This window comes from [Mannheimia] succiniciproducens MBEL55E (assembly GCF_000007745.1).
GTDB lineage: Bacteria > Pseudomonadota > Gammaproteobacteria > Enterobacterales > Pasteurellaceae > Basfia > Basfia succiniciproducens.
The window spans coordinates 979,654-1,005,784 of record NC_006300.1; the positions used below are offsets into that span (position 1 = coordinate 979,654).

General features: G+C 44.2%; 23 protein-coding genes and 1 riboswitch. Of the genes, 13 read left to right on the top strand and 10 right to left on the bottom strand.

Features of this window, described 5'->3' with window-relative positions; genetic code table 11:
• Positions 1-10 precede the first annotated feature (10 nt).
• Positions 11-1,234, bottom strand: a complete 1,224-nt coding sequence (locus MS_RS04620) for an acetate kinase (protein ID WP_041639691.1) — start codon at positions 1,232-1,234, stop codon at positions 11-13.
• Between the two features lie 320 nt (positions 1,235-1,554).
• On the opposite strand from MS_RS04620, the gene yfbV reads away from it, so the two are divergent.
• From yfbV to purF, 3 genes are all read left to right on the top strand, one after another.
• Entirely contained in the window at positions 1,555-1,995 is a 441-nt protein-coding gene (yfbV, locus tag MS_RS04625) for a terminus macrodomain insulation protein YfbV (RefSeq protein ID WP_041639693.1), read from the top strand.
• A 166-nt stretch (positions 1,996-2,161) separates the two neighbouring features.
• Positions 2,162-2,653, top strand: coding sequence for a CvpA family protein (locus MS_RS04630; protein ID WP_011200179.1), 492 nt, complete (start codon positions 2,162-2,164; stop codon positions 2,651-2,653).
• 13 nt (positions 2,654-2,666) lie between these two features.
• Positions 2,667-4,178, top strand: coding sequence for an amidophosphoribosyltransferase (purF, locus tag MS_RS04635; RefSeq protein WP_011200180.1), 1,512 nt, complete (start codon positions 2,667-2,669; stop codon positions 4,176-4,178).
• Between the two features lie 99 nt (positions 4,179-4,277).
• Here the strand turns inward: purF and moeB are convergent, their stop codons facing one another.
• Together moeB and moeA are read right to left on the bottom strand one after the other, a co-directional pair.
• On the bottom strand, positions 4,278-5,003 hold the full coding sequence (gene moeB, locus MS_RS04640; protein ID WP_011200181.1) for a molybdopterin-synthase adenylyltransferase MoeB: 726 nt from the start codon (positions 5,001-5,003) through the stop codon (positions 4,278-4,280).
• 3 nt (positions 5,004-5,006) lie between these two features.
• Complete coding sequence (gene moeA, locus MS_RS04645) at positions 5,007-6,227, bottom strand: molybdopterin molybdotransferase MoeA (RefSeq protein WP_041640177.1); 1,221 nt, start codon at positions 6,225-6,227, stop codon at positions 5,007-5,009.
• A gap of 146 nt (positions 6,228-6,373) precedes the next feature.
• Between moeA and bioD the strand changes: the two genes are divergently transcribed.
• The 4 genes from bioD to MS_RS04665 all read left to right on the top strand — a co-directional run bounded on the left by bioD (position 6,374) and on the right by MS_RS04665 (position 12,334).
• Positions 6,374-7,102: a dethiobiotin synthase gene (gene bioD / locus MS_RS04650; RefSeq protein ID WP_011200183.1), complete on the top strand. Its 729-nt coding sequence runs from the start codon at positions 6,374-6,376 to the stop codon at positions 7,100-7,102.
• A 296-nt stretch (positions 7,103-7,398) separates the two neighbouring features.
• Positions 7,399-11,082: a methionine synthase gene (metH, locus tag MS_RS04655; RefSeq protein WP_011200186.1), complete on the top strand. Its 3,684-nt coding sequence runs from the start codon at positions 7,399-7,401 to the stop codon at positions 11,080-11,082.
• Positions 11,083-11,157: 75 nt separating this feature from the next.
• On the top strand, positions 11,158-11,688 hold the full coding sequence (locus tag MS_RS04660) for an REP-associated tyrosine transposase (RefSeq protein ID WP_041639694.1): 531 nt from the start codon (positions 11,158-11,160) through the stop codon (positions 11,686-11,688).
• A gap of 184 nt (positions 11,689-11,872) precedes the next feature.
• Positions 11,873-12,334, top strand: coding sequence for a hypothetical protein (locus MS_RS04665; RefSeq protein WP_011200188.1), 462 nt, complete (start codon positions 11,873-11,875; stop codon positions 12,332-12,334).
• A gap of 17 nt (positions 12,335-12,351) precedes the next feature.
• Here the strand turns inward: MS_RS04665 and MS_RS04670 are convergent, their stop codons facing one another.
• The 6 genes from MS_RS04670 to ppc form a co-directional block, all read right to left on the bottom strand.
• Positions 12,352-13,089, bottom strand: a complete 738-nt coding sequence (locus tag MS_RS04670) for an ABC transporter ATP-binding protein (RefSeq protein ID WP_011200189.1) — start codon at positions 13,087-13,089, stop codon at positions 12,352-12,354.
• 80 nt (positions 13,090-13,169) lie between these two features.
• The gene (locus MS_RS04675) at positions 13,170-14,138 is read right to left on the bottom strand and encodes a FecCD family ABC transporter permease (RefSeq protein WP_041639696.1); all 969 of its coding nucleotides are present in this window, start codon (positions 14,136-14,138) and stop codon (positions 13,170-13,172) included.
• A gap of 204 nt (positions 14,139-14,342) precedes the next feature.
• The gene (locus tag MS_RS04680) at positions 14,343-15,155 is read right to left on the bottom strand and encodes a helical backbone metal receptor (RefSeq protein WP_041640178.1); all 813 of its coding nucleotides are present in this window, start codon (positions 15,153-15,155) and stop codon (positions 14,343-14,345) included.
• Between the two features lie 11 nt (positions 15,156-15,166).
• Positions 15,167-17,104: a TonB-dependent receptor plug domain-containing protein gene (locus tag MS_RS04685; protein ID WP_041639697.1), complete on the bottom strand. Its 1,938-nt coding sequence runs from the start codon at positions 17,102-17,104 to the stop codon at positions 15,167-15,169.
• Between the two features lie 154 nt (positions 17,105-17,258).
• Positions 17,259-17,582 carry an HI1450 family dsDNA-mimic protein gene (locus tag MS_RS04690; protein WP_011200193.1) on the bottom strand — a complete coding sequence of 108 codons (324 nt, stop codon included), beginning with the start codon at positions 17,580-17,582 and terminating at the stop codon, positions 17,259-17,261.
• 166 nt (positions 17,583-17,748) lie between these two features.
• On the bottom strand, positions 17,749-20,391 hold the full coding sequence (gene ppc / locus MS_RS04695; RefSeq protein WP_011200194.1) for a phosphoenolpyruvate carboxylase: 2,643 nt from the start codon (positions 20,389-20,391) through the stop codon (positions 17,749-17,751).
• Between the two features lie 344 nt (positions 20,392-20,735).
• Between ppc and MS_RS04700 the strand changes: the two genes are divergently transcribed.
• Both MS_RS04700 and MS_RS04705 read left to right on the top strand, forming a co-directional pair.
• Positions 20,736-22,046 (top strand): NCS2 family permease, encoded by a 1,311-nt coding sequence (locus tag MS_RS04700; protein ID WP_041639699.1) that lies wholly within the window; start codon positions 20,736-20,738, stop codon positions 22,044-22,046.
• Between the two features lie 15 nt (positions 22,047-22,061).
• Positions 22,062-22,418 carry a DsrE/DsrF/TusD sulfur relay family protein gene (locus MS_RS04705; protein ID WP_011200196.1) on the top strand — a complete coding sequence of 119 codons (357 nt, stop codon included), beginning with the start codon at positions 22,062-22,064 and terminating at the stop codon, positions 22,416-22,418.
• Positions 22,419-22,582: 164 nt separating this feature from the next.
• Here the strand turns inward: MS_RS04705 and yvcK are convergent, their stop codons facing one another.
• Positions 22,583-23,512: a gluconeogenesis factor YvcK family protein gene (yvcK, locus tag MS_RS04710; RefSeq protein ID WP_011200197.1), complete on the bottom strand. Its 930-nt coding sequence runs from the start codon at positions 23,510-23,512 to the stop codon at positions 22,583-22,585.
• A 211-nt stretch (positions 23,513-23,723) separates the two neighbouring features.
• A riboswitch (molybdenum cofactor riboswitch) is annotated at positions 23,724-23,873 on the top strand.
• On the opposite strand from yvcK, the gene moaA reads away from it, so the two are divergent.
• The 4 genes from moaA (at position 23,862) to moaE (ending at position 26,127) form a co-directional block, all read left to right on the top strand.
• On the top strand, positions 23,862-24,875 hold the full coding sequence (gene moaA, locus MS_RS04720) for a GTP 3',8-cyclase MoaA (protein ID WP_011200198.1): 1,014 nt from the start codon (positions 23,862-23,864) through the stop codon (positions 24,873-24,875). (Overlaps the previous riboswitch by 12 nt.)
• 75 nt (positions 24,876-24,950) lie before the next feature.
• The gene (gene moaC, locus MS_RS04725) at positions 24,951-25,427 is read left to right on the top strand and encodes a cyclic pyranopterin monophosphate synthase MoaC (RefSeq protein ID WP_011200199.1); all 477 of its coding nucleotides are present in this window, start codon (positions 24,951-24,953) and stop codon (positions 25,425-25,427) included.
• A complete protein-coding gene (moaD, locus tag MS_RS04730) occupies positions 25,428-25,673 on the top strand; it encodes a molybdopterin synthase sulfur carrier subunit (protein WP_011200200.1) in 246 nt (81 codons plus the stop codon).
• A gap of 1 nt (position 25,674) precedes the next feature.
• Positions 25,675-26,127: a molybdopterin synthase catalytic subunit MoaE gene (gene moaE / locus MS_RS04735; RefSeq protein WP_041639702.1), complete on the top strand. Its 453-nt coding sequence runs from the start codon at positions 25,675-25,677 to the stop codon at positions 26,125-26,127.
• Positions 26,128-26,131 lie beyond the last annotated feature (4 nt).

Sequence of the window (26,131 nt, forward strand, 5' to 3'; positions counted from 1 at the left end):
TATCGATTAATTAATCTTTAATACAAAGACGAGCTGTGTCTTGTGCGATAACTAATTCTTCGTTTGTAGGAATTACCATTGCGATAGGGGTGTTATCTGCGGTGATAATACCTTCGTTACCAAAGCGAGCGGCTAAGTTTTTCTCTTGATCCAATTGGTAACCGAATAATTTTAAGTGATTTAATGTAATTTCGCGCACGTGAGCGGAGTTTTCACCGATACCGCCGGTAAATACGATAGCATCTAAACGTTCGCCGATAACCGCCATGTAAGAACCGATATATTTAGCTAAACGATAGCAGTAAACGTCCATTGCACGTTTTGCCGGAACACGTAATGATTCGTCTTCGTTGTCATAGTTGTCTTCGGCAAAACGGCAGTCGCTGGTTACTTCGGTTAAACCTAATAAACCGGATTTTTTTGTTAATGTAGTGTTGATTTCTTCAACGGACATACCAAGCGTATCGTGCATATAGAACATAATAGCCGGGTCAATATCGCCGCAACGCGTTCCCATCACTAAACCTTCCAACGGCGTTAAACCCATTGAAGTGTCGATACATTGACCGTGACGAACCGCAGAAACGGAACCGCCGTTTCCTAAGTGGCAAGTGATAACGTTTACTTTATCTTCGGCAACGCCTAAACGTTTTGCCGCTTCGCGGCTTACGAAATAATGGCTGGTACCGTGCGCACCGTAACGACGAACGCCGTGTTCTTTGTATAAAGAGTACGGAAGCGCGTATAGGTATGCTTCTTCAGGCATTGTTTGGTGGAATGCGGTGTCGAATACCACAACGTTTTTATCTTTTAAGTGCGGGAAGATTTTGAATGCTTCTTTAATACCGATTAAATGAGCCGGGTTGTGAAGCGGTGCGAATTGGATAGCGTCTTCAATGCCTTTAACGACTTCATCCGTAACGATTACCGAAGAGGTAAATTTTTCACCGCCGTGAACAATACGGTGACCGATCGCAACAATACCGTCTTTTAATGTCGGATCTAACGGGAAAATGTTGTTTACGATGAAGTTTAACGCTTCACTGTGAGCAGCGCCTTTACCTAATTCGGCGTTACCTTTTTCGCCATGGAGTTTCCATTTAATACGGGCATCATCTAAGTAAAATGCTTCTGCTAAACCAGATAATTTTTCTTCACCCGTTTTAGGATCTAAAATAGAGAATTTTAATGAAGAACTACCGCAGTTAAGGATAAGAACTAATTTTTGAGACATAAATAACCTATCTTTTGGATTAACGTTAAAGGACATCCGTTCACACAATGAACGAATAGACGTTTGGGAATGTTACCGATAATAAGGATACACGTTTAACGGAATAAAATAAATTATGAAGTTCTGAAAAAAGCGATTTAAGTCAAAAAAAATTGAATTTTTAGCAAAATGTTATAAAAATGTTCAATTTTTAGGACATATATCCAATAAGCCATTTGAGTTTCATGCGATAAGCGATCTTTAAAACAGGATAAAATGGCAGCAAATTTAAAATAAGTCAGTAGTAAAAATTTGAAGAAATATAAATTAAGGATTTAAAAATGGGATTTTTTAAAACTATATCGGCGGGGCAGAAATATTCGGAAACATGGCCTTTAGAAGCTAAGTTAGCCATGATTTTTCCGGAAAACCGAATAATCAAGGCAACGAAATTCGCACAGAAATTTATGCCGTTTATTGCGGTATTTTCGGTTGTTTGGCAGCAGTTTTACGCAAAGTCGGATTTAGTGGCATTAGCTATCGCCGTTCTTTGCGCTATCGTTGCCTTATGTATTCCGCTGCAAGGTTTATATTGGCTGGGCAAACGGGCGCAAACCGGATTGCCGGCGCAAAGTGCGGTCAAATTTTTTGAAATTTCTAAATTATTAGAAAAGAAAAATGTGACAACATCACAAATAGAGCGCCCAACCTATCAGCATTTAGCGGATTTGTTGGCAAAGGCGCAGAAACATTGTACAAAAGAATTCTGGGAGGAACTCTAAAAGCGATTCAGCTTAATATTGAACAATGATATATTATGCAACCGGCGCTCATTTTATGGCTAAATAGATTAATTTACCCTACGCAAACGTTTTCTTTTTTCCGCAAAGTTCGGTAGAATAGTGCGGTCAAAAAATCGGACGTTTTTGTTTTTTCAGAGAATTATTAATGATTGATTATATTATCATCGGAATTATCGTTTTTTCTATCGTCGTAAGTTTACTGCGCGGCTTTGTGCGTGAAGTGATGTCACTGGCAAGCTGGGTAGTGGCATTTGTTATTGCAAGTCAGTTTTATCCTTATCTCGCTAATTTTTTAACTCAGATTGAGTCCGAATATCTTCGGAACGGGACCGCTATCGGTATTTTATTTATTCTGACGTTAATTGTCGGCGCTATAGTAAATTATGTGATTGGTCAACTTGTAGACAAAACAGGATTAAGTGGAACCGACCGGGTATTAGGTGCCTGTTTCGGTTTCTTGCGGGGCGTATTGATCGTCTCTGCTTTGTTATTTTTCGTAGATACCTTTACTAATTTTGATCAAAACGATATGTGGAAAGAATCAAAACTAATACCGCACTTTGGTTTTGTAGTGGAGTGGTTTTTCGAACAATTACAGGCAAACTCAAGTTTTTTAAACTCAACCCTAAACAAATAAGAGGATAGCACTAATGTGTGGTATTGTTGGAATTGTAAGTCAAAGCCCGGTCAATCAATCAATTTATGATGCCTTGACCGTATTGCAGCATCGCGGACAGGATGCTGCCGGGATTGTGACTATTGATGATGAAAACCGCTTTCGCTTGCGTAAAGCCAACGGTTTGGTAAGCGATGTGTTCCAACAGGTTCACATGACGCGTTTACAGGGCAACGCGGGGATTGGACACGTTCGTTATCCGACAGCCGGTAGCTCAAGCGTATCGGAAGCGCAACCTTTCTATGTCAATTCGCCTTACGGCTTATCATTAGTGCATAACGGCAACCTTACAAATTCCGACGAATTAAAATCCAAACTTTTCAAATTAGCCCGTCGTCACGTCAATACTAATTCCGACTCCGAAGCATTGTTAAATATTCTGGCTTATTATCTTGATCATATGCAAACCGAGCATCTTTCACCGGAAGATATTTTTTATGCGATCAAAAAAACCCATAAAGATATTCGCGGCGCTTATGCCTGTATCGCTATGATTATCGGTCACGGTATGGTGGCGTTCAGAGATCCTCACGGCATTCGCCCGTTAATTTTGGGTAAACGCGAAGAGAGCGGAAAAACCGAATATATGTTTGCTTCGGAATCTGTTGCATTAGACACCGCCGGTTTTGACGTGGTACGTGATATTGAACCCGGCGAAGCGGTATATATCACTTTCGACGGCAAACTCTACGCGGAGCAATGTGCGGAAAATCCGGTGTTAACGCCTTGTATTTTCGAATACGTTTATTTTGCCCGTCCGGATTCGACTATTGACGGCGTATCGGTATATGCGGCGCGCGTACATATGGGTGAACGTTTGGGGCAAAAAATTGCCAACGAATGGGCTGATGCGGATATTGATGTGGTCATTCCGGTGCCTGAAACATCCAATGATATCGCATTAAGAATCGCAACCATATTGGGCAAACCTTACCGTCAGGGTTTCGTAAAAAACCGTTATGTGGGACGCACATTTATTATGCCGGGGCAAAAACAGCGTATTAGTGCGGTTCGCCGTAAATTAAATACGATTTCTTCCGAATTTAAGGATAAAAACGTGTTATTAGTGGATGATTCCATCGTGCGCGGTACAACTTCGGAACAAATCGTTGATATGGCGCGTGCCGCCGGCGCGAAGAAAATTTATTTTGCTTCGGCAGCGCCTGAAATTCGCTATCCGAATGTGTATGGCATTGATATGCCGACCAAGCACGAATTAATCGCTTATGGCCGCGAGCCTGAGGAAATTGCCAAATTAATCGGCGTGGATAAGCTCATTTTTCAGGATTTATCGGCATTAACGCAGTCCGTACAGCAAGAAAATCCAAATATCAAAGAATTTGATACTTCGGTATTTACCGGACATTATGTGACGGGCGATATTTCCACCGAATATCTGGATAATATTGCGCAACAGCGTAATGACGCGGCAAAAAGAAAACGCGCAAAAGATGCGACAAATCTGGAAATCCATAACGAAGGATAATGTAAAATAGCTAAGATTTCATAAGGCTCCGCTTGGAGCCTTAGTTTTATCCGCTAAAAAAGCCAGTCTAATTATAGCTGTCCTTTGGCGCGAAAGTCGTTAGATGGAAGGGATTTTTATTTCTCTGATTGACATATTAAGCCCATCGATCATCAATAAGCGTCCGCATAAATTTTTGCCGATTTTTAACCGCACTTTTATGGCTTCCAACGCTTGAATCGAACCTACAATACCGACAATAGGGGAGAGCACGCCGGCTTCTACGCAGCTTAACGCATTTTCGCCGAATAACCGGCTTAAATGGCCATAAGTCGGGGTGCCGGGTTCATAAGTGAAGACAGAAACCTGTCCCTCCATACGAATCGCCGCACCGGAAATTAACGGCACTTTTGCCTGTCGGCAGCATAAATCCAGTTGATTTCTGGCGGCAACATTATCCGTACAGTCTAAAACCAGATCAAAGTGCGGTATGATTTCGGCGAGTTTTTCTTCCGAAAGCAAGCCGTTAATTGTGTTGATTTCAATATGCGGATTAATTGCCTGTAGCGCAATTTTTGCCGATTCTACTTTAGGCATGTCGAGGCGTTCATCGTTGTGGAGCACCTGACGCTGCAAATTAGAAAGTGACACTGTATCAAAATCTAATAAAGTCAAGTGCCCGATGCCTGCCGCAGCCAAATACTGGCTTGCCGCGCAACCTAAACCGCCTAATCCGACAATGAGCATTTTGCTATCTTTGAGTGTTTCCTGTCCGTCAAAATCCACGGATTTTAAAACGATTTGACGGTTATATCTCAGCTCTTCGGCATGGGTTAATTCGCTCATGGGTTAACCTAATAAATGATTAAAGGGTTCAATGGTAACGGTTTCGCCGGCGGTCACATTACCGCGTTCGCGTTCAAGCACAATAAAGCAATTGCTTTTTACAAAGGAGCCGAAAACATGGGAACCTTGTAATCCTACAGGTTCAACTTCAAGCTGGCCTTGTGCGTTGAGTCGATACAAGCCGCGTTGAAAGTCGAGACGTCCGGGTGATTTTTTTAGATTAGTCGCAGCAATAGCGGGGAATTGTTGCGGACGTTTATAATTCGCAGCGCCGCTTAATTTAGCAATAACAGGTTGAACTAACTGATAGAAAGTCACTAAAGCGGAAACCGGATTGCCGGGCAAACCGCAGAACCATGCGTTAGGCAATTTGCCGAATGCAAAAGGTTTGCCCGGTTTGATAGCCAGTTTCCAGAAATTGATTTCGCCCAGTTTTTCTAATACGGTTTTGGTGAAATCCGCTTCACCGACGGAAACACCGCCGCTTGTAATAATAAGATCCGCCTGTTCTTGTGCATGCATAAAGGCTTTTTCAAATTCCGCCTCGTTGTCAGGCAAAATACCAAAATCCAGCACTTCGCAATGCAGTTTTTCAAGCATCAGTTTTACTGCAAAGCGGTTGGTATCATAAATTTGTCCTTCATTAAGCGGTTGTCCGACAGGTACTAATTCATCACCGGTTGAAAGTACTGCGATTTTTAATTTCGGAAAAACCTTTATTTCCGGAATGCCAAGAGAGGCGATAAGCGGCAGAGAGACAGTATTTAATTCGGCGCCTACTGATAAAACCACATCTCCCTGTTTTACATCTTCACCGATACGGCGGATATTTTGCCCCGGTTTCGGCAACTTTTCGAAAGTGACGGAACCGTCTTCATTTACGCTGACTTCTTCCTGCATTACAACGGCATCAGCGCCTTGCGGAATCATTGCACCGGTCATGATTCTAACTGCGCTCAACGGTTTCCATTCGTCGGTAAACGGAATGCCTGCAAAAGATTTCCCTGCAACGGAAAGTGTCGGGGATTGTTCTAAATCCGCCAAGCGAACCGCATAACCGTCCATTGCCGAATTATCAAAAGAAGGAACATTTATGGGAGACATAACATCTTGAGCGCAAATTCGATTCTGCGCTTGGGAAATCGGCAGCGTTTCCAAATTATCTAATGAGGGGGAAGGCAAGGTCGCCAGCATTTTTTCCAACGCCTGTTCGAGAGAAAGCAAAGAATTCATATTTTTAATCCTTTTCCAACAAAAATTGCCGTTAAGTATATAGAAATATAGGATGAATTGCCAAAAACTTGTGATAACTCAATATTTGTATTTTTAAAATACTTTAGAATTCATGACTTAGTTAGAGAGGGATTTTTATGAGTGTTTTTTTTGTTACGGGAACAGATACCAGCGTAGGGAAAACCATTGTAAGCAGAGCCATTATTCAGGCAATGCAGAATGCCGGTATTCAAATTGTCGGTTACAAGCCCTTAGCTTGCGGGCAGGATGATCCCGTTTATACGGACGTACAGGAAAGCGGGCAAACCGATTATGACAACATGGATAACAGAGACGTATTGGTCTTGCAAGATTCTACTAATGAAGAAGTGAGTTACCAAGATATTAATAGTTATACCTTTGCTCATACGATGCCAATGTTGTCCCAGGAAGGAAAGCATATCGATATTAATAAAATTAATACGGATCTTAAACGCTTGTCTTCCCGCTACCAATCGGTTTTAGTTGAAGGTTCTTTTGGCTGGTTAACGCCGATTAATCAGGATTATACTTTCGCTTCATGGGCTGCGGAACATAAAATGCCTGTAGTATTGGTGGTCGGCATTAAGGAAGGCTGTATGAATCATGCCTTATTGACTGTGCAATCTATCGAACAAATGGGTTTGCCGCTATTGGGTTGGGTTGCAAACCGGATCAATCCGATGCTCGGGCATTATGCGGAAATTATTGAAGATTTGAGCAAGCGTATTAAAGCGCCGTTGTTGGGGAAAATTCCTTATATGCACAAGCCGGAGACTCAAGAGCTTGGGCATTACATTACGGATATTGACCGTTTATCCTATATGAAAACGGAAATATTAAAATAAACCGAAAATCCTCAATTAGTTTGAGGATTTTTTTTGGATTTGAGAAATTGTAGCGCCGACGATTACAACCGATTTTATCAGTTGGAAAGCAAAACGGGATTTATTCAAAATTCCGCAAAAATCAACCGCACTTTTATCGCTGTAACGGATAGATTTTATTAAAAATTCCGTTAAGATAAGTATTCACAAAGGCGGGAATTTACAAGCTTGAATAGGCTTGTAAAAATATGTCGTCATTACATAAAATATTGCAAAAATCGCCGATAAACTTCATAAATTCAAGCAGGCAAACCAACATGCACAATAAAATCGACATTCTTAAAGCTTCTCTCGCTCAACGCATCCTGATCCTAGACGGAGCGATGGGTACCATGATTCAACAATACAAACTCAGCGAACAACAATTCCGCGGCGAACGTTTCAAACAAAGTTCCGTTGATTTGCGCGGCAATAACGACTTGCTCAGCCTTACGCAGCCTTTGCTGATTCAGGCCATTCACGAAAAATACCTGCAAGCCGGCGCGGATATTATCGAAACCAATACCTTCAGTTCCACCTCCATTGCTCAGGCGGATTATGATTTACAGGCCATTGCTTATGAGCTGAACTTTGCCGGGGCGAAGCTGGCGCGCATAGCGGCGGATAAATATTCCAGCGCGGACAAGCCCCGTTTTGTCGCCGGGGTGCTTGGCCCCACTAACCGTACCGCTTCCATTTCTCCTGATGTTAACGATCCCGGTTTTCGCAATATCACCTTTATGCAGCTGGCGGAGGCCTATGGGGAAGCTACCCGCGGTTTAATTGCGGGCGGCGCTGACATTATTATGCTGGAAACCATTTTCGATACGCTGAACGCGAAAGCCGCCGTTTTTGCTATCGAGCAAGTGTTTGAAGAACTCGGCGTGCGATTACCCGTCATGATTTCGGGCACCATTACCGACGCCTCGGGACGTACCCTTTCCGGGCAAACCACGGAAGCTTTTTACAACTCCCTGCGCCACGCTAAACCGCTCAGTTTTGGGTTGAACTGTGCGTTAGGTCCGAAAGAATTGCGTCAATATGTAGAGCAATTATCGAAAATCAGCGAATGCTATGTATCCGCTCATCCTAACGCGGGCCTGCCGAATGCCTTCGGCGGTTATGATTTGGGCGCGGAAGAAATGGCGGCGCAGTTAAAAGAATGGGCGGAAAGCGGTTTTCTGAATATTGTCGGCGGCTGTTGCGGTACCACACCGGAACATATCAAAGCCTTTGCCGAAGCAATGCAAGGCGTTAAACCCCGTCCGTTACCGCAAATTAAAACCGCTATGCGGCTATCAGGGCTTGAACCGCTCAGCATTGATGACGACAGTCTGTTTGTCAACGTGGGCGAACGCAATAACGTGACCGGTTCGGCAAAATTCAAACGTTTGATTAAAGAAGAGAAATTCGGCGAAGCCATTGAGATCGCCATCGATCAGGTGGAAAACGGCGCCCAGGTTATCGACGTGAATATGGATGAAGCTCTGCTTGATTCGCAAAAATGCATGACCCGCTTCCTCAACATTATGGCCACCGAACCCGATGCGGCAAAAGTGCCGGTGATGATTGATTCTTCCAAATGGGAAGTGATTGAAGCGGGCTTGCAGTCCATTCAGGGCAAAGGCATTGTCAACTCTATTTCGCTAAAAGAAGGGGAAGAAAAATTTATTCGGCAGGCGAAGCTTATTCGTCGCTACGGTGCTGCGGCTGTGGTGATGGCCTTTGATGAAAAGGGGCAGGCGGACACCGAAGCGCGCAAAGTGGAAATCTGTACCCGCGCTTATGATATTCTCGTTAATCAAGCGGGTTTCCCGCCGGAAGATATTATTTTCGACCCGAATATTTTCGCCATCGGCACCGGCATTGAAGAACACAATAACTACGGCGTGGACTTTATTAACGCTACCGGCCGCATTAAGCAAACCCTGCCCTATGCGAAAGTATCGGGCGGCGTGTCCAATGTGTCTTTTTCCTTCCGCGGCAACAACCCGATGCGCGAGGCGATTCACGCCGTATTCCTTTACCACGCCATCAAACAGGGCATGGATATGGGGATTGTGAACGCAGGTCAGCTTGCCATTTATGATGATCTCGATCCCGAATTACGCGAAGTCGTGGAAGACGCCGTGTTGAATCGCAGGCCCGATGCCACCGATCGTCTGTTGGAAATCGCGGAAAAATATCGCAATCAGGATTCAACCGGCGAAGACAACGGCGTGGCGGAATGGCGCAGCTGGAGCGTGGAAGAACGTTTGAAACACGCTCTCGTAAAAGGAATCACCCACTTTATTATCGAAGATACCGAAGAGGCCCGCCAAAAATTCAGCTTGCCGCTGGAAGTGATCGAAGGCCCGTTAATGGCGGGAATGGACGTGGTGGGCGACCTGTTCGGCGACGGCAAAATGTTCCTGCCGCAGGTGGTGAAATCCGCCCGGGTGATGAAACAATCCGTCGCTTATCTTGAACCTTTTATCAACGCTACCAAGCAGAAGGGTTCGTCCAACGGCAAAGTGGTGATCGCTACGGTAAAAGGCGATGTGCATGACATCGGCAAAAATATCGTCAGCGTGGTGCTGCAATGTAATAATTTTGAAGTGATTGATCTCGGCGTGATGGTACCGGCGGACAAAATTATCGAAACCGCCATTGCAGAAAAAGCGGATATTATCGGCCTAAGCGGTTTGATCACGCCGTCTCTCGACGAAATGGAATATTTCTTAGGGGAAATGAACCGTTTGAATCTGAACATTCCGGTATTGATTGGTGGCGCCACCACCTCGAAAGAACATACGGCGATTAAGCTCTATCCGAAATATAAATATGAGGTGATTTACACCACCAACGCCTCCCGTGCGGTAACGGTTTGCGCCGCCTTAATGAACCCGGAAAGCAAAGCGGAACTATGGGCGCGGACCCGAAAAGAATACGAGAAAATTCAACAAAGTTTTGCCGAGCGTAAGCCGTTACGCTCGTCCCTCAGCCTGGAACAAGCCCGCGCCAACGGTTTTAACCCCTTTGCCGGCGAATGGGCGAATTATCAAGTGCCGCAGCCGAAACAACCGGGCATCAGCGAGTTTAAGGACGTCCCTATTGCCATGTTGCGTAAGTTTATCGACTGGTCGCCGTTTTTCCGGGTATGGGGCTTAATGGGCGGCTATCCCGACGCGTTCGACTATCCGGAAGGCGGCGAAGAGGCGCGCAAAGTATGGCATGACGCTCAAATCATGCTGGATGAATTCGAGAACAACGGCAAGCTCACCCCAAGCGGCGTACTCGGTATTTTCCCGGCGGAACGGGCGGGAGACGATATCAAAATCTATCAAAATTCCGACCGCACTTTGCTGGCAGGCGTGGCCCGTCACCTGCGCCAACAAAGCGAGCGCGGTAAAAACAGCAAAATCCCTTACAACCTTTGCTTGAGCGACTTTATCGCAGAGGGTTCAAACGGACAACAAGACTGGTTAGGTATGTTCGCCGTTTGCGCCGGCACGCAAGAGCATGCCTTAGTCGATAGCTTTAAGGCAAAAGGCGATGACTATAACGCCATCCTGCTGCAAGCCGTCGGCGACCGCTTAGCCGAGGCCATGGCGGAATATCTGCATTTTGAGCTACGCACCAGACTCTGGGGCTATTCGGACGAAACCTTCGACAATCAAGCCTTAATCGACGAAAAATACATCGGCATCCGTCCCGCCCCCGGCTACCCAAGCTGCCCGGAACACACCGAAAAACAACTGATTTGGGACTTATTAGAAGTGGAACAACGCATCGGCATGAAACTCACCGAAAGCTACGCCATGTGGCCCGCCGCCTCCGTCTGCGGCTGGTACTTCAGCCACCCTGCGAGCAGCTATTTCACCCTTGGCCGCATTGACGAAGATCAAGCCGCGGATTATGCCAAACGGAAGGGGTGGGATGAGAGAGAAATGCGGAAGTGGTTGGGTGTTTCGATGAAATAAAATGTAGGGAGGGGCTTGTCCCACTACATATATCTTATGCAGAATGGTGGGATAAATCCCACCCTACGGAGAAATATGCCGAATTATCGAAGAGACTTTACAACTGGCGGATTATATTTTTTTACGGTTGTATTGAAAGATCGTTCACAGGATTATTTGATCAAATATATCAATGAATTTCGTCAAGCTTATAAAATTACACAAGAACGCTATCCCTTTGAAACCGTTGCAATTTGTGTTTTACCTGATCATTTCCATTTACTGATGCAACTTCCAGAAAATGACAGTAATTATTCGGTAAGAATTGGATTTTTAAAATCTCAATTCTCCAAATTATTGCCTTTGCAATGTCGGAAAGTATCTGAAAGCGACCAAAAACAAGGCGATGCAGGTATTTGGCTGCGTCGATTTTGGGAACATTTAATTCGTAACGATGAGGATTTAGCGAATCATTGGGATTATATCTATTACAATCCCGTTAAACATGGTTATGTACAATATGTGAAAGAATGGCAATTTTCTTCTTTTCATCGAGATGTTGATAAGGGAATTTATCCCAAAGATTGGAGTGGTTGCCCTGATTTAATAATCAAAGGTGAAATGTAGGGTGGGATTTATCCCACCATGAACATTATAAGCGGTGGGACAAGTCCCACCTACAATCAGGTTAGGCATAGTATCGTGCTTCCGGCGTGAGCCGTGGGCATTTATCAAACTCTTGCACTCCCCACAATTTCAGCTATCATAACGCAACTAAAATTTAATCCATCCTTTTCCCGGAACTTTATCTATGCACAAACTTAAACTTATTTTGCTTACATCAACACTTTTCGGCTTATTTGCCTGTAGCAATACACAAAAAACTCAAATCAAAACGGGTTATTTAAAAGATAACATCAGCCAAGAGGAATTATCCAACCCGACCCAGTACAAGCGTTATTATTACAGCTGTCAGAATTTTGAAACGGGCACGGAATCTTATTTATCGACTTATTTCCCGCTTTCAAGGGAGAGTCGTATGAAGGATAATTTCGGTATCTATTTTCAGTTGGATAACGGCAAAGTACAGCCTTTTGACCACATTGCTAATAAACCGCTTAATGCCCGCGCTTCTCGTTTTGAAGTGATATATCGTTCCTACCATCCGATTCAGGGCGCCTATATTGATTTAATTGCAAGTGAAAACAGTTCGGTATACTACAAAGATTATCGAGGAATGCGATCACCTTGGTTAGATTGCAAAGAAAGTTAGATAAATTCCATTGGAGCTCAGCCTCCGATTTTCTCAATCCCGCTAATCCCTTTGGTGGCCAGATTAATTTCTGCCCTGATACTAAAGGCTTTGGCCAGATTTTCTGCATTAAGCACCGCTTGAGTTTCGCCGCTGGCAATCAGGTTGCCTTGATGTAACAGAATCACTTCATCACAAAAACGATAAGCCAGATCAAGATGATGAATCACCACGACGCAGGTACGTTCTGGGGTGAGAGCTTTGAGTTGTTGCATAATGTCGATTTGATAATAGGGATCGAGCGAGGCGATGGGTTCGTCGGCCAGCAGGAGCGGGGCGTCTTTAATACGGCAGCGGGCAAGCTGGACGCGGGCTTTTTCGCCGCCGGAAAGTTGTCGGTATGGTTTTTCGAGCAAATGAGAGATAGAAAATTTCTCGGAAACTGACCGCACTTTGGTTTGCTCCGCCGTCGCTTGTAGCTGATAAGGCAGGCCCAAGGCAATCACGTCGTACACGGACAAATCCCAATGAACCCGGCTATCTTGCGCAAGATAGGCAAATTGTTGGTTTTTTTGTGCGGCGCTCATGGCGGATAATTTTTGCCCGCCAAACCAAATCTCACCGTTTGTCAGGGGTAAAATTCCCGCCATGGCTTTCAATAAGGTGGATTTCCCCGCGCCGTTGGCGCCCATAATGCCGATTAATTTGCCCGCGGGAATGCGGGTATTTATGTTATGCAGCCCATAGGGCAGAGATAAATTTTTAATTTCAATCATATCAATCCGTAGGGACAGACTTTATGTCTGTCTGTTGTGTCCATGTCCAATTGGGGACAGACATAAAGTCTGTCCCTAGGTTATTTTGCCAGCATTTTCTGCTGCGCTAACAAAATCCAAATCAAAAACGGTGCGCCGATAATGGCGGTAAGCGTGCCGATGTAGATATGTGAGAACAACGGAATATACAAAATACAAAGATCCGCAATCAGCAGCAATAAGGCGCCGAACAGTGCGCTGGTGAGATAAAGCTGCGACGGGCGTTTTTTCAACATCATCCGTGCCAGGTGCGGAGCGATTAAGCCGATAAAACCGATGGTACCGGTTTGCGGAATGGTGGCGCCGACCAATAACGCCACACCTAGGGTGGTGATAAAAAAACTGCGCTTAGGATCAACGCCCATAGTGGCGGCGGTTTCCTCGCCGAAAGTAAGCAAATCCAGATAACGGCGTTGGCTGTACAGGCAGAACAAACCCGCTAACACAATGGGTAAACACATCAGCAAGGTATCCGTTTTTGCCCATACCAGCGAACCTTGCAGCCAGCGGTACAGTTCCGCCAGCGCCCAGGGGCTTTCGGCGTTGGAAAGCAATAAGGCAATTAATGAACCGAGCAACATATTGATGGCTACGCCGCTTAAAATCATCATTGTCGAGCCGCGGTTTTTTGCCATCAGATAAACCAATAGAAAACTCAATAACGCTCCGAGCACACCGCCGCATAACAATATAGTAAAAGGAGCGGAAAAATAATAAAGAATAAAGACACTTGCCGTGGTTGCGCCGTTGGCACTGCCCAATAAACCCGGGCTTGCCAGCGGATTTTGAAAGATTCCCTGCATGGCGTTGCCGGCGAGCGCCAGGCCGGCACCGGTTAACAGGGCAAGCAGAATACGTGGCAGGCGAATCTCCCATAATACGAGGGAACGCATATCGGTTAATACGCCGTCGGGGTTGAGCAGGGCGGAAAAATCGCCGAGTCGGTGGGTGGCGGCTAGAGTGATTAATAAGGTTAATAGTATGCCTAGCAACATATTGAGTTTATTCATTTTATTGTTAAATAGCCTTATGCTCGCAGGGACAGACTTTATGTCTATCCGTTGTGTGTCCAATTGGGGACAGACATAAAGTCTGTCCCTACGAATTTTTATGTATCAGTCAGAAAAAAGTACATTCTCTTTTATGTTTTTAATTCCAACCCAATTATTTTCTTTGAAATCTAACCCTGTCAAATTTCCCCCTGCGCCTCTTTGCTAAAGAGGGGAGTTGTGCGGTTGATTATAAATCACTTTCGCGCCTTGCCATACGCCGTGATCAAAGCAATAGGTATATTTCATCGGGAGGGTAAAGTGCGGTCGGTTTTTAAAGAGTTTTTCCAATAGCGGATGGGAAAGCAGTTTCGCCTGTTCGTTGTAGCCTTGTTTATCCGTTAAGGTAATCAGCAAATTCGGTTGGCTTAGCAGCAATTTTTCCAGAGCAAAATTCTGTGTGCTGATTGCGGTTTTCAGCGGGGTTAATCCTAACAGTTGCAATAAGGTCTGATATTGGGGTAAAAAGGCGTCGACAATGCCGGTTTCCGACAAAATCAGGGTTTCAGGCAATGGTTGGTTTAGATTGAAATGCTGTGTTTTTAGCTCTGTTACTAACCGCTCCGCATATTCTTCGTTTTGCGTCAGTTTGCCCAGTCGGATAATCAGCTCAAACAACTGTTCGGGCGTTTGCGGGCTGTCGTTAATCGGGATTATTTTTACGTCGAGTTTTTTCAGATCCGCAGTCAGTTGCGGATAAAAATGTTCGTTAATCAGTACGGTTTTATCCAGATAGGGCAACAAGGCGGTTAATCGCGGTTCAATGGTCGGTTTGTCGCGGTTCGTTTTATCCGGCATCATCAGCGGATTTTTCGAATAAGGCGACATTGCCGCAATCTGATCGGGACGGGCGATTTCCATCAGCAAGCGATCGCTGCACAGGGTGAGGGATACAAATTTTTCCTCAAACTGTTCTTGCGCCCAAGCGCTTTGTGTTACAAGCAAAAGTGCGGTCAGTTTTTTTAATGTTTTGTACATTTTCATCGCAATCAGAATGAACCTTTCAAGCCCACATAAACATTACGCCCGTCCTGTCCGTAACCAAGAATATTTTCATATTTTTTATCAAACAGGTTATTGAGATTCGCATATATATTGATATTTGACGTAAGTTGATAATTAACCCCTAAATTCAGCAAGGTGTAAGAGGGCATGTTTACCGCATGCACGGCATAAGGATAAGTCTCTTCATAGTAGTTATCAATTCGCTTGCCTACATAAGCAATATTGACGTTAGAACCAAATTTTTCGGTAATTTGATAGTTTAAGCCCGCATTGGCCTGATGCTTAGGACGACGCACTAATGAATCGCCTTGACTGTCTTTGCTTCTGGTGAAGGTGTAATTGGCATAAGCGGTTAAATTATCGGTCAATTGGCCGTTATAAGCAATTTCTACGCCGCGAATTTTTGTTGTACCCTCAAGGTTGATTGAACGGTATATATAATAAACGGGATCGACTAATTCGCTACTGATAAAATTATCCACATTGCGAGCAAAATAAGTAATATCCAGACTATGATGCTTATCCGTACTTTCAATTAACAGTCCTATATCCCCGCCGCGGCTTCTTTCGGCTTTAAGCCCTTCATTGGCCGCATAAGAACCGTAATAACCGAAATATTCAATAAAGGTCGGGTTTTGAACGGCGGAAGCAAAACTTGCATGGGTTTTAAGGTTCGGCGATAAACGATAAGCGCCGGCAATTCTGCCGGTAAACGTATCATCATATTTCGAGTTGTCGGTGTAGCGGCCACTTAACGAAAGACTATGACCGTTTTCATGAAATAAGCGATATTCGGCGGCAATACTTTTTTCGTTCAGGGCTTTTTCATCCGTATAAGAAGTTGAATCATATTTCGATTTTTGGTATTCGCCCAATATACTGAATGACTGCGTGGTTGCACCGTCACGGTCAAAATTAATATCTAACTGATAATTAGTGTTTAAACGTTTTGCATCATAAGCGCTTGCCCAAAGGCTGAATGTATCGTTGTCCGTTTTCAAATGACTTGCCGATAAGCTGTGTTTGAATAATTCGTGTTCCGATCCCCAATATCCGGCTAATTTGAATAGGGTTTCACGTGTACGCATATAATCATTAAACAGCCGTTCTTCCGCAAGGCTGTTATCGTAATGAGCGGATTGTGACGAATGCTGAGCTAATAATTCTAAGCCTTTATTCGCATCGTCATAACCTAAACGGATAGATGCATTATCGCGATGAAATCCATCTTGTTCACCTGCGCCACCGGTTGTTACCTTTGTGCCGTCAAGTGCGGTGTAGTTAAAACGGTTTGAGCTGAGTGCGGAAATGCCTTTGGTTCTATGACTGTCTCCATGAAGGGCATAATAAAACCCTTTGTTATAACCGGAGATAGTCGCCGATGCGTCTCTGGTATTCCGTGAACCGGTACCTAGATCAAAATCTACATTGAACGGTTTTTCTTTATATAAACCGCTCTTGGTGGTGATATAAATCACGCCCCCCATAGCATTACTTCCCCACAAAGCCGACTGTTCGCCGCGTAATACTTCAATACGCTCAATATTACTTAAAGCCAATCCGCCAAAGTCAAAACCGTTACCGTTAATCGGGTTCATTCGTACGCCGTCAATGATTACCGTGGTGTGATTTGAATCCGCTCCCCGTAAGAATAAACTGGTTGTCGCACCGCGACCGCCATTGATACCAAATGCGACACCGGGCACGGTTTTCAACACATCACTGACATAAGCGGCATTGCGCCCGGCAAAATCTTTTTCGGTTAAAACGGTCAGCGATGAAGCGGTTTGGTCCTGATTGACGGGGATAGCATAAGCCGAATAGACTTCGATCGGTGTAAGCTCGGTTTTTATCGGTTCGACTGCAAAAGACGAGTGAATCGTGCTAAACAAAAGGGCAGAGGTGATAAGATTGAGTTTCATGGCGGATTCCTTCGCTAAAATAAAGAAAATTCTATCCAATCGGATAGAATTTTCTAGTGGGAAATTTTCATGATAAACATCAATCTTTTTCATAATTATCAGATGAAAACAACACAAAGTGCGGTCAATTTTTTCGTTTTTTTAGCTTGTTTATTTATTCTTTCCAGACCACATGGAATTCTCTGTCGTCTTCACGGTGAGAAATTAAAAATTTAGCAAAAATATCGTCCATTTCATCATTTTCATTAACTAAGCCAACCCATACTTCGGCATATTCGTCAGGATCAATTAATACGCCGATTTCTTCATCCCAATTATCGGCTGTTTCCACAAATTCGACCGCGCCGCGTTCTTCAAATTGCAGATTAAATAGCATAATGTCCGCCGGATCTAAATTCTCCGGTGCCATTTCGAGGAAAATATCATAGGCGATATCAATCGCCGCATCAGGATCTAATTTGTTAATTTGTACTGTCATGTTTTGTTCCGATTAAGAAATTTACGCCACATCATAGCTTAAATCGGGGTAAATAAAAAGTGCGGTCAATTTTCGCCGAGTTTTAAAACTTACAAAAAATAGACCGCACTTTTGCGATGAAGACTAGGGCTGTTTATAAAGGATAGATCCTATTAATAAATATTGGCTAACCCGTATTACGCATACCCGCGGCGATACCGGTAATGGTGATCATCAGCGCTTGCTCGATATCCGGATTCGGATGTTCGGGATCCGCTCGCAAACGACGCAATAATTCCACTTGCAATAAGTTTAACGGGTCGGTGTAAACGTTACGCAGTGCAATAGATTCCGCCACCCAAGGCAAATCCGACATTAATTGATCGCCTTTGCCGGAAAGCCGTAACACGGTAGCGATATCTTCGCTTAACTGTTTGCGCAGCGATTCGCCTAAATACCAAAGCTCTTTTTTCACTAAACGCTGGTCGTAATATTCGGACAGCCAGCTATCGGTTTTACTGAATACCATTTCAAGCATGCCGATTCGGGTATTGAAAAACGGCCAATGGTTGCACATTTCTTCAATCACCGCCGCTTTGCCGCTTTCCATCGCCTGACGGATTGAGGCGCCGGCACCGAGCCAGGCGGGCAGCATCAGGCGGTTTTGCATCCAGGCGAAGATCCAGGGAATGGCACGCAGGCTTTCAACGCCGCCGTTCGGATTGCGTTTTGCCGGTCGGGAACCTAAAGGCAGTTTTGCCAGTTCCTGTTCCGGTGTGGCGCTGCGGAAGTAAGGCACAAAATCTTTATCGCCGCGCACCACATTGCGATAGATTTCGCAAGAAGCGACGGCAAGTTCGTCCATTACCCGGCACCAGCTGGCTTTCGGTTCCGGCGGCGGCAGGAGGTTGGCCTCAAGAATGGCGCTGGCGTAGAGATCCAGACTTTCTGCGGCGATAGCCGGTAATCCCAGTTTGAAGCGGATCATTTCCCCTTGTTCGGTTACCCGTAAGCCGTTTTTCAGAGAACGTGGCGGTTGGGATAATAATGCGGCGTGAGCCGGTGCACCGCCACGTCCTACGGTGCCGCCGCGGCCGTGGAAGAGGGTAAGTTCGATGCCGGTTTGTTCGCAAAGTTTGACTAAAGCGTCCTGCGCCCGGTATTGCGCCCATGAGGCCGCCATCATGCCCGCATCTTTGGCGCTATCGGAATAGCCGATCATGATCATTTGGCGGTTTTTGATTACGCCGCGATACCAGCCTACGTTAAACAGTTGCGTCATCACTTCTTTAGAAGCGTCCAGGTCGTCCAATGTTTCAAATAGAGGAACTACCGGCAGATGGTATGAAATGCCCGCTTCTTTCAATAATAAATGCACCGCCAAAACATCGGAAGCGGTGCGCGCCATGGAAATGATATAGCAGGAAATAACGCCTTCCGGCTGTTTTGCAATGACTTTACAGGTGTCTAAAATTTCCCGAGTGTGTTCCGAAGGCGTCCAGTTATGGGGAATTAGCGGACGACGGGAACTTAATTCCCGGATCAGGAAGGCTTGTTTGTCATCTTCTGTCCATTGGCTGTAATCGCCTAAACCGATGTAGCGGGTAATTTCGCCGATGGCGTCGCTATGGCGGGTGCTTTCCTGACGGATATCTAAACGCAGTAATGTGACGCCGAAACAACGAACGCGGCGTAAGGTATCCAGCAATAATCCATTGGCAATAATACGCATACCGCAGGCGGTTAGGGATTGATAACAGTCATAAAGCGGTTGCCAGAGTTGTTGGTCTTCACTGATGATTTCATCTTGTTTAAACGGCGGAATGCGACCCGCAAGTATATCGTTGTAATAATCCAGCGTATTTTTTAATTTGCTGCGTAAATCCTTCACAACTACACGATAGGGTTCTAAATGATCACCGTATTTTTCTCGGAATTCCGCAGTGCATTGTGTCATTGACAACTCGTCGCAGAGTTCCTGAATATCGGTTAAAAATAAATCCGCCGCTTTCCAGCGCGCAAGTTGCAGCGCTTCCCGGGTAATTTTTGCGGTAACGAAGGGGTTGCCGTCACGGTCACCGCCCATCCAGGAAGAGAAGCGTACCGGTGTGAGGTCTACCGGCAAAGCATAATTTAAATGTTCGACGGCGGCATCGTTAAGTTTGCGGATAAAGGCGGGCAAACCTTCCCATAAACTGTTTTCGATAACGGCAAAACCCCATTTGGCTTCTTCCAGAGGTGTCGGCCGATTGGTACGGATTTCATTGGTATGCCAGGCTTCGGCGATAAGACGAAGTAATTTATACTCAATATTTTTTTGTTCTTCGGCGGTTAAATCCGTATGATCCAGCTGAGCCAGACATTTGTTGATTTCAACCTGTTTGTGCATTAATGAACGGCGGGTAACTTCCGTCGGGTGAGCGGTAAGGACGATTTCAATCAACAGTTTCTGTACGGTTTTAATGATTTCTTCCTGAGAAACATGTTGTTCTTTCAGGCGGGCGAACAGCGCAGCAGTGGAACGTTCCGCAGAAACCTTATCTTCATGGGAGCGAGACATGGTTTGATATTGTTCCGCCACATTTGTCAGGTTCAGAAACTGGCTGAAAGCGCGGGCAACCGGAATAATATTATCCGCCGAAATAGTGGAAAGGGTGTCTAATAATGCCGCCCGGGCTTTGTCATCGCCGCTACGGGAATTGCGGGACAGTACGCGGATATTTTCAATCAGTTCGAGAATATCGTCACCTTGCGCCTCCTGAATAGTTTCGCCCAAAAAGCGCCCCAGCATATTGATGTTATTACGCATCATTAAATATTCTTCTGTCATATAAGTCCTCCGAAAATAAAAATTTTTGAGGTATTTCTACCTGTAATGGGGTAGGTATAAACAAAAGTTTTGTAAAGATCAAATGATATTTTTGATAAAACGAAAAAATAACAAATTTATTGTTTTATATCTATTTTATTCAAAAAAATATGAACTTTTTTAAATATAATTTTAGTAAAATCGTGCAAGCTTAATAAATAATCAAATTAATAGCTCATACTTTAAATTTTTAGAAAAACTCGTCGCAGGTTATAAGAATTTTTGATAGAATCCCACAGAAAAACACCAATCTAACCGTTCTTGTTTTTCATTAGTCTCAATTTTCAATCTTTTTGGAAAAAATAATGGAAAATCAATCTTTTCTTCAAAATTTCTTTAAATTAAATCAACATAAAACCAGTACAAAAACAGAAATCATTGCGGGTATCACCACCTTTTTTACCATGGTTTATATTGTGTTTGTAAATCCTTCCGTGTTGGGGGATGCGGGCATGGATAAGCAAGTGGTATTTGTGACTACCTGTTTGATTGCCGGTTTTGGTACTATGGCTATGGGGTTATTCAGTAATTTGCCTATTGCGCTTGCACCCGCTATGGGCTTGAATGCATTCTTTGCTTATGTGGTTGTAGGCAAATTGGGTTATTCCTGGGAGGTCGGCATGGGGGCGATTTTCTGGGGATCCGTAGGGCTTTTAATATTAACCTTATTACAGGTTCGCTATTGGTTAATGGCATCCATTCCTCTGGCTTTGCGTGTGGGTATCGGTGCCGGTATCGGCTTTTTTATCGCCTTAATCGGTTTTAAAAATATGGGATTAGTGGTGGCGAATCCGGCAACCTTAGTGGCGTTGGGGGAACTTCACGATCCTAAAGTATTAATGGGGATCCTAGGTTTTTTCATTATTGTCGTATTGGCGGCGCGTAATATTTTCTCCGGCGTGTTAGTATCAATCGTTGTGGTTACCGCTTTAGCATTGCAATTTGATGAAAATGTGATTTATCGCGGTTTAGTTTCTATGCCGCCGAGTTTGGATGCGGTTGTGGGGAAAGTGGATATTGCCGGCGCACTGGATATCGCTCTGCTCGGAATTATTTTCTCTTTCTTATTAGTCAACCTGTTTGACTCTTCAGGTACTTTATTGGGTGTTACCGATAAAGCGGGAATTTGTGATGAAAGAGGCCGTTTCCCGAAAATGCGTCAGGCATTATATGTGGACAGTGTGAGTGCGGTGGTAGGTTCTTCAATCGGTACTTCCGCCATTAGTACCTATGTGGAAAGCGGTGCCGGCGTGTCTGTCGGCGGGCGCACAGGTTTGACTGCGGTAGTTGTTGGCGTATTATTTTTATTAACCATTTTCTTCTCGCCGCTGGCGGGGCTTGTGCCGGCTTATGCGACCGCAGGCGCATTGGTTTATGTGGGTATTTTAATGGCTTCAAGCTTAATTAAAGTGCAATGGGAAGATTTAACGGAAGCCGCTCCGGCATTTATTACCGCAGCAATGATGCCGTTTACTTATTCAATTACGGAAGGTATTGCCTTTGGTTTTATCAGTTATTGCGTAATGAAAGTGGGAACAGGCCGTTGGAAAGAAGTTAATGCGCCGGTTTGGGTGGTCTCTGTTTTATTCTTAATCAAATTTATTTGGATCGGCTAGTCTTGAGGTAATAGCATGCAAAAATTACTTTTTATTTTAAACGAATCGCCTTATGGAACGGAAAAAACCTTTAACGGGCTGCGTCATGCGGTGAACTTATTAGAGGAACACGGCAAAGAAGTCGAAGTGAAAGTATTCTGTTTTTCAGATGCCGTACTTGCCGGGTTGAGCGGTCAAAATCCGAATGACGGTCCGAATGTTCAGCAAACCTTAGAAGTGCTGGCGGGCTTAGGTGCGGAGGTGAAACTTTGTACAAGTTGTACGAAAGCGCGCGGCATTACGCAATTACCGTTAGTTAAAGGCGTTAGCTTAGGCACGTTGGATGATGTGTCGGACTGGACCTTATGGGCGGATAAAGTTATCAATTTCTAACGTTTATTTAAGGTTTGTTTATCTTTTATAAACAGAACCTAACCCATTAAAATAAAAGGACATATATTTTGCGATATATGTCTTTTTTATATGAAAAATTCTAAAAGTGCGGTCAAAAAATAGTTTTTTTTTTTTTGAGTTTTAATAAAATTTTACAATAAATACTATTTATTTAATTCCGCCACTAAGTCATCAATCGCCTGGCAGAGCAGAGCGCGATCATGACGATAAGACACATCACCGGCATTAAGGCGGCGCGCCATAATTTTCGCCCGAATTTGACCGCAGTTTTGTGCAAATTCCGGTTTGGTAATTATGCCGTCGATAATATCTTTACCAACGGCTTGGTTAATCCAGCGGATACGTTCCGCCAGACTCAGATTTGCCGCCGGGCTTAGTTCTAATCCCAGATTATCAATATAGATCTTTTTCGCCTGGCTTTGACGCAATTCGGCTTTTACTTCATCCATTAAAAGTACCGGCATAATGCTGGTGAGAAAACTGCCCGGACCCAATAAAATAATATCGGCTTGTCGCAAAGCGGCAATGGCTTCCGGCGTCGCCTCAACCTGAGGATGAAGATAAAGCGATGCCGGCGGTTCCGGTAATTTGTCGATTTCAACTTCGCCGATAACCTGCTCGCCGTTTTTAAGTGTGGCGGCTAAATCCACCGGAATATCAGACATTGGAATAATGGCGGAACGCACGCGCAGAAAATTGCGGATTAAGTCGATCGCCTCGGTGGGACGAATTTGCATATTCGCCAGAGCCGTGAGAATCAGATTGCCTAAATTATGTCCTGCAAGATCACCTGTACCTGCAAAGCGATACTCAAAAACCGCAGATGCCGTTGTCGGCACATCAATAATCTGATTCAGACAATTACGCAAGTCTCCCCAGGCAATCCCGCCTTGATGAAGACGGATGCGGCCGGTAGAGCCGCCGTTGTCGGTAGTAGTGACAATACCGGACAAATTTTCTTTCAGAAAATTAAGCGCCGACATTACACGTCCCAGACCATGTCCGCCACCAATGGCAACAATATGATTGGATTCCGTTAAATACTGATGATTAAACATCGGGGTAACTGCCATAATAATTCCTTCGAATGGGATAAATATGCACTAAAACTATTCTACATGGAGTTTTATGATTAATTAAGTAAAAAATTTGAAAGCAAAACCGATGTTCTGTTATATACATTTATATATAACTGATTTAAAAGAAATTTTATTTTTTATAACTAAATACAAGTATATTCGCGTTTTAGACTTGTATGCGCAGATTGACTCTTTTAAAATAGTTAGAAATTTTATATACCGAGCTTGTACGCCTAAGTTTTTAAATTTATTTGAAAATAAGGCGGCAATGCCAGCAATGAATTTTATTGCTCAGGGATAATGTGGGAAACGACTTATCCTCTCATCTTCAGAAAGGTATCAAATGCAATCTATTCCTATCAAAAACGTAGGAACCAATCGATTAGTCGATACGTTCCAACGCGAATACTATTATTTGCGCCTGTCCGTAACGGATGTGTGCAATTTCAAGTGTACCTATTGTTTACCTAGTGGGTATCAGCCTCCTGTGCAAAAAGAAAGTTTTTTGAGCTTGGATGAAATACGCCGTATTGTCGGTGCTTTTGCGGCAATGGGAACGGAAAAAGTGCGTTTAACCGGCGGCGAACCGACGTTACGCAAAGATTTTTTAGCTATTGTTGAAACCATCAGCGCCCTAGAAGGCATTAAAAAAGTCGCATTAACTACAAACGGCTATCGCATGGAAAAGGATGTCGAGCGATGGAAAAAAGCCGGTGTCAGCTCCATTAATGTGAGCGTGGACAGTTTGGATCCCCGTCAGTTTTACAGTATCACCGGCGAAAATAAATTTCATCAAGTAATGAAAGGCATTGAGCGGGCATTTGAAATCGGTTATGAAAAAATTAAGGTCAATTCCGTATTAATGAAAAACCTGAATGATCAAGAATTCGACCGTTTCAAAAACTGGGTTAAAGACAAACCGATCCAAATGCGCTTTATTGAGTTAATGCAAACCGGCGAAATGGATCAGTTTTTTAATCGGTATCATTTATCCGGGCAAATTCTCGCGGAAAAACTGCTGAAGGAAGGTTGGATTTTACGGCAAAAAGATCGTACCGACGGGCCGGCAAAAGTCTTCTCACATCCTGACTACCTAGGTGAAATCGGTTTAATTATGCCTTATGAAAAGAATTTCTGCGCAAGCTGTAATCGCCTGCGGGTTTCTGCAAAAGGAAAATTACATCTTTGCTTATTCGGTGAAGAAGGCGTGGATTTACGGGATCTGTTAGTGTCAGACGAGCAACAGGTAATTTTGCAATCCCGCTTATACGCCGCCTTGCAGGGTAAACGCGAACATCATTTATTGGCACAGGGAAACAGCGGAATTCGCACAAATTTAGCCAGTATCGGCGGCTGATTTCGTCTGTTTTTTTATAAAAAACACATTAATCAACTTGAGCTGGAAGCTCATCCATCCGGAATTTTATTAACAATGACAGAATTTACCCATATTAATAGTAATGGTGAAGCCAATATGGTGGATGTTTCCAATAAACGGGAAACCGTCCGTGAGGCGCGTGCGGAAGCCTTTGTGAGCATGTCCGCCGAAACTTTGGCGATGATTGTATCTGGCGAACATCATAAGGGCGACGTCTTTGCCACGGCCCGTATTGCCGGCATTCAGGCGGCAAAACGCACTTGGGAATTAATTCCGCTTTGCCATCCTTTATTGCTTTCAAAAGTTGAGGTAAAACTGACCGCACTTTTAGATACCAATCAGGTTCGCATTGAAAGTTTATGTAAATTAACGGGCAAAACGGGTGTTGAAATGGAAGCGCTGACAGCGGCAAGTGTTGCCGCCTTAACTATTTACGATATGTGCAAAGCGGTACAAAAAGATATGGTTATTTCTAATGTTCGCTTGCTCGAAAAAACCGGTGGTAAATCCGGTCATTTTAAGGTGGAATAAATGCTGAAAGTATTATTTTTCGCACAAACGAGAGAGTTGGTGGGTGTCGATCAAATTGATGTCGAAGCGGCATTTTCAACGGCTGAAGCATTACGTGCGCATTTAGCGGAAAAAGGCGGAAAATGGGCATTGGCTCTAGAAGCGGGCAAATTATTGGTTGCTATTAATCAAACTTTATCATCGCTGGACAGCTCGATTCGGGACGGCGATGAAATTGCCTTTTTTCCGCCTGTTACCGGGGGATAAAATGTCGGATATTAAAATTGCAGTGCAGGAAGCGGAATTCGATCAAAACAGCGAATATCGCTGGTTGTCACAATCCGATTCAGTGGGGGCAAGTGTCATTTTTGTAGGGAAAGTGCGTGATCTCAATTTGGGCGATGAAGTATCAAGCCTTTATTTAGAACATTACCCGGCAATGACGGAAAAAGCACTGAATGAAATTGTGGATGAAGCAAAATCCCGCTGGGATATTCAGCGGGTTGTCGTTATCCACAGAGTCGGCTTATTGCATACAGGTGATGAAATAGTACTGGTCGGCGTAAGTTCGGCTCATCGCGGCGATGCCTATCATGCCAATGAATTTATTATGGATTACCTGAAAACCAAAGCGCCGTTTTGGAAAAAAGAAAAAACGGATAAAGGCGAACGCTGGATAGAAAGCCGGGACAGCGATCAACAGGCTGCGGAAAAATGGTAACAAA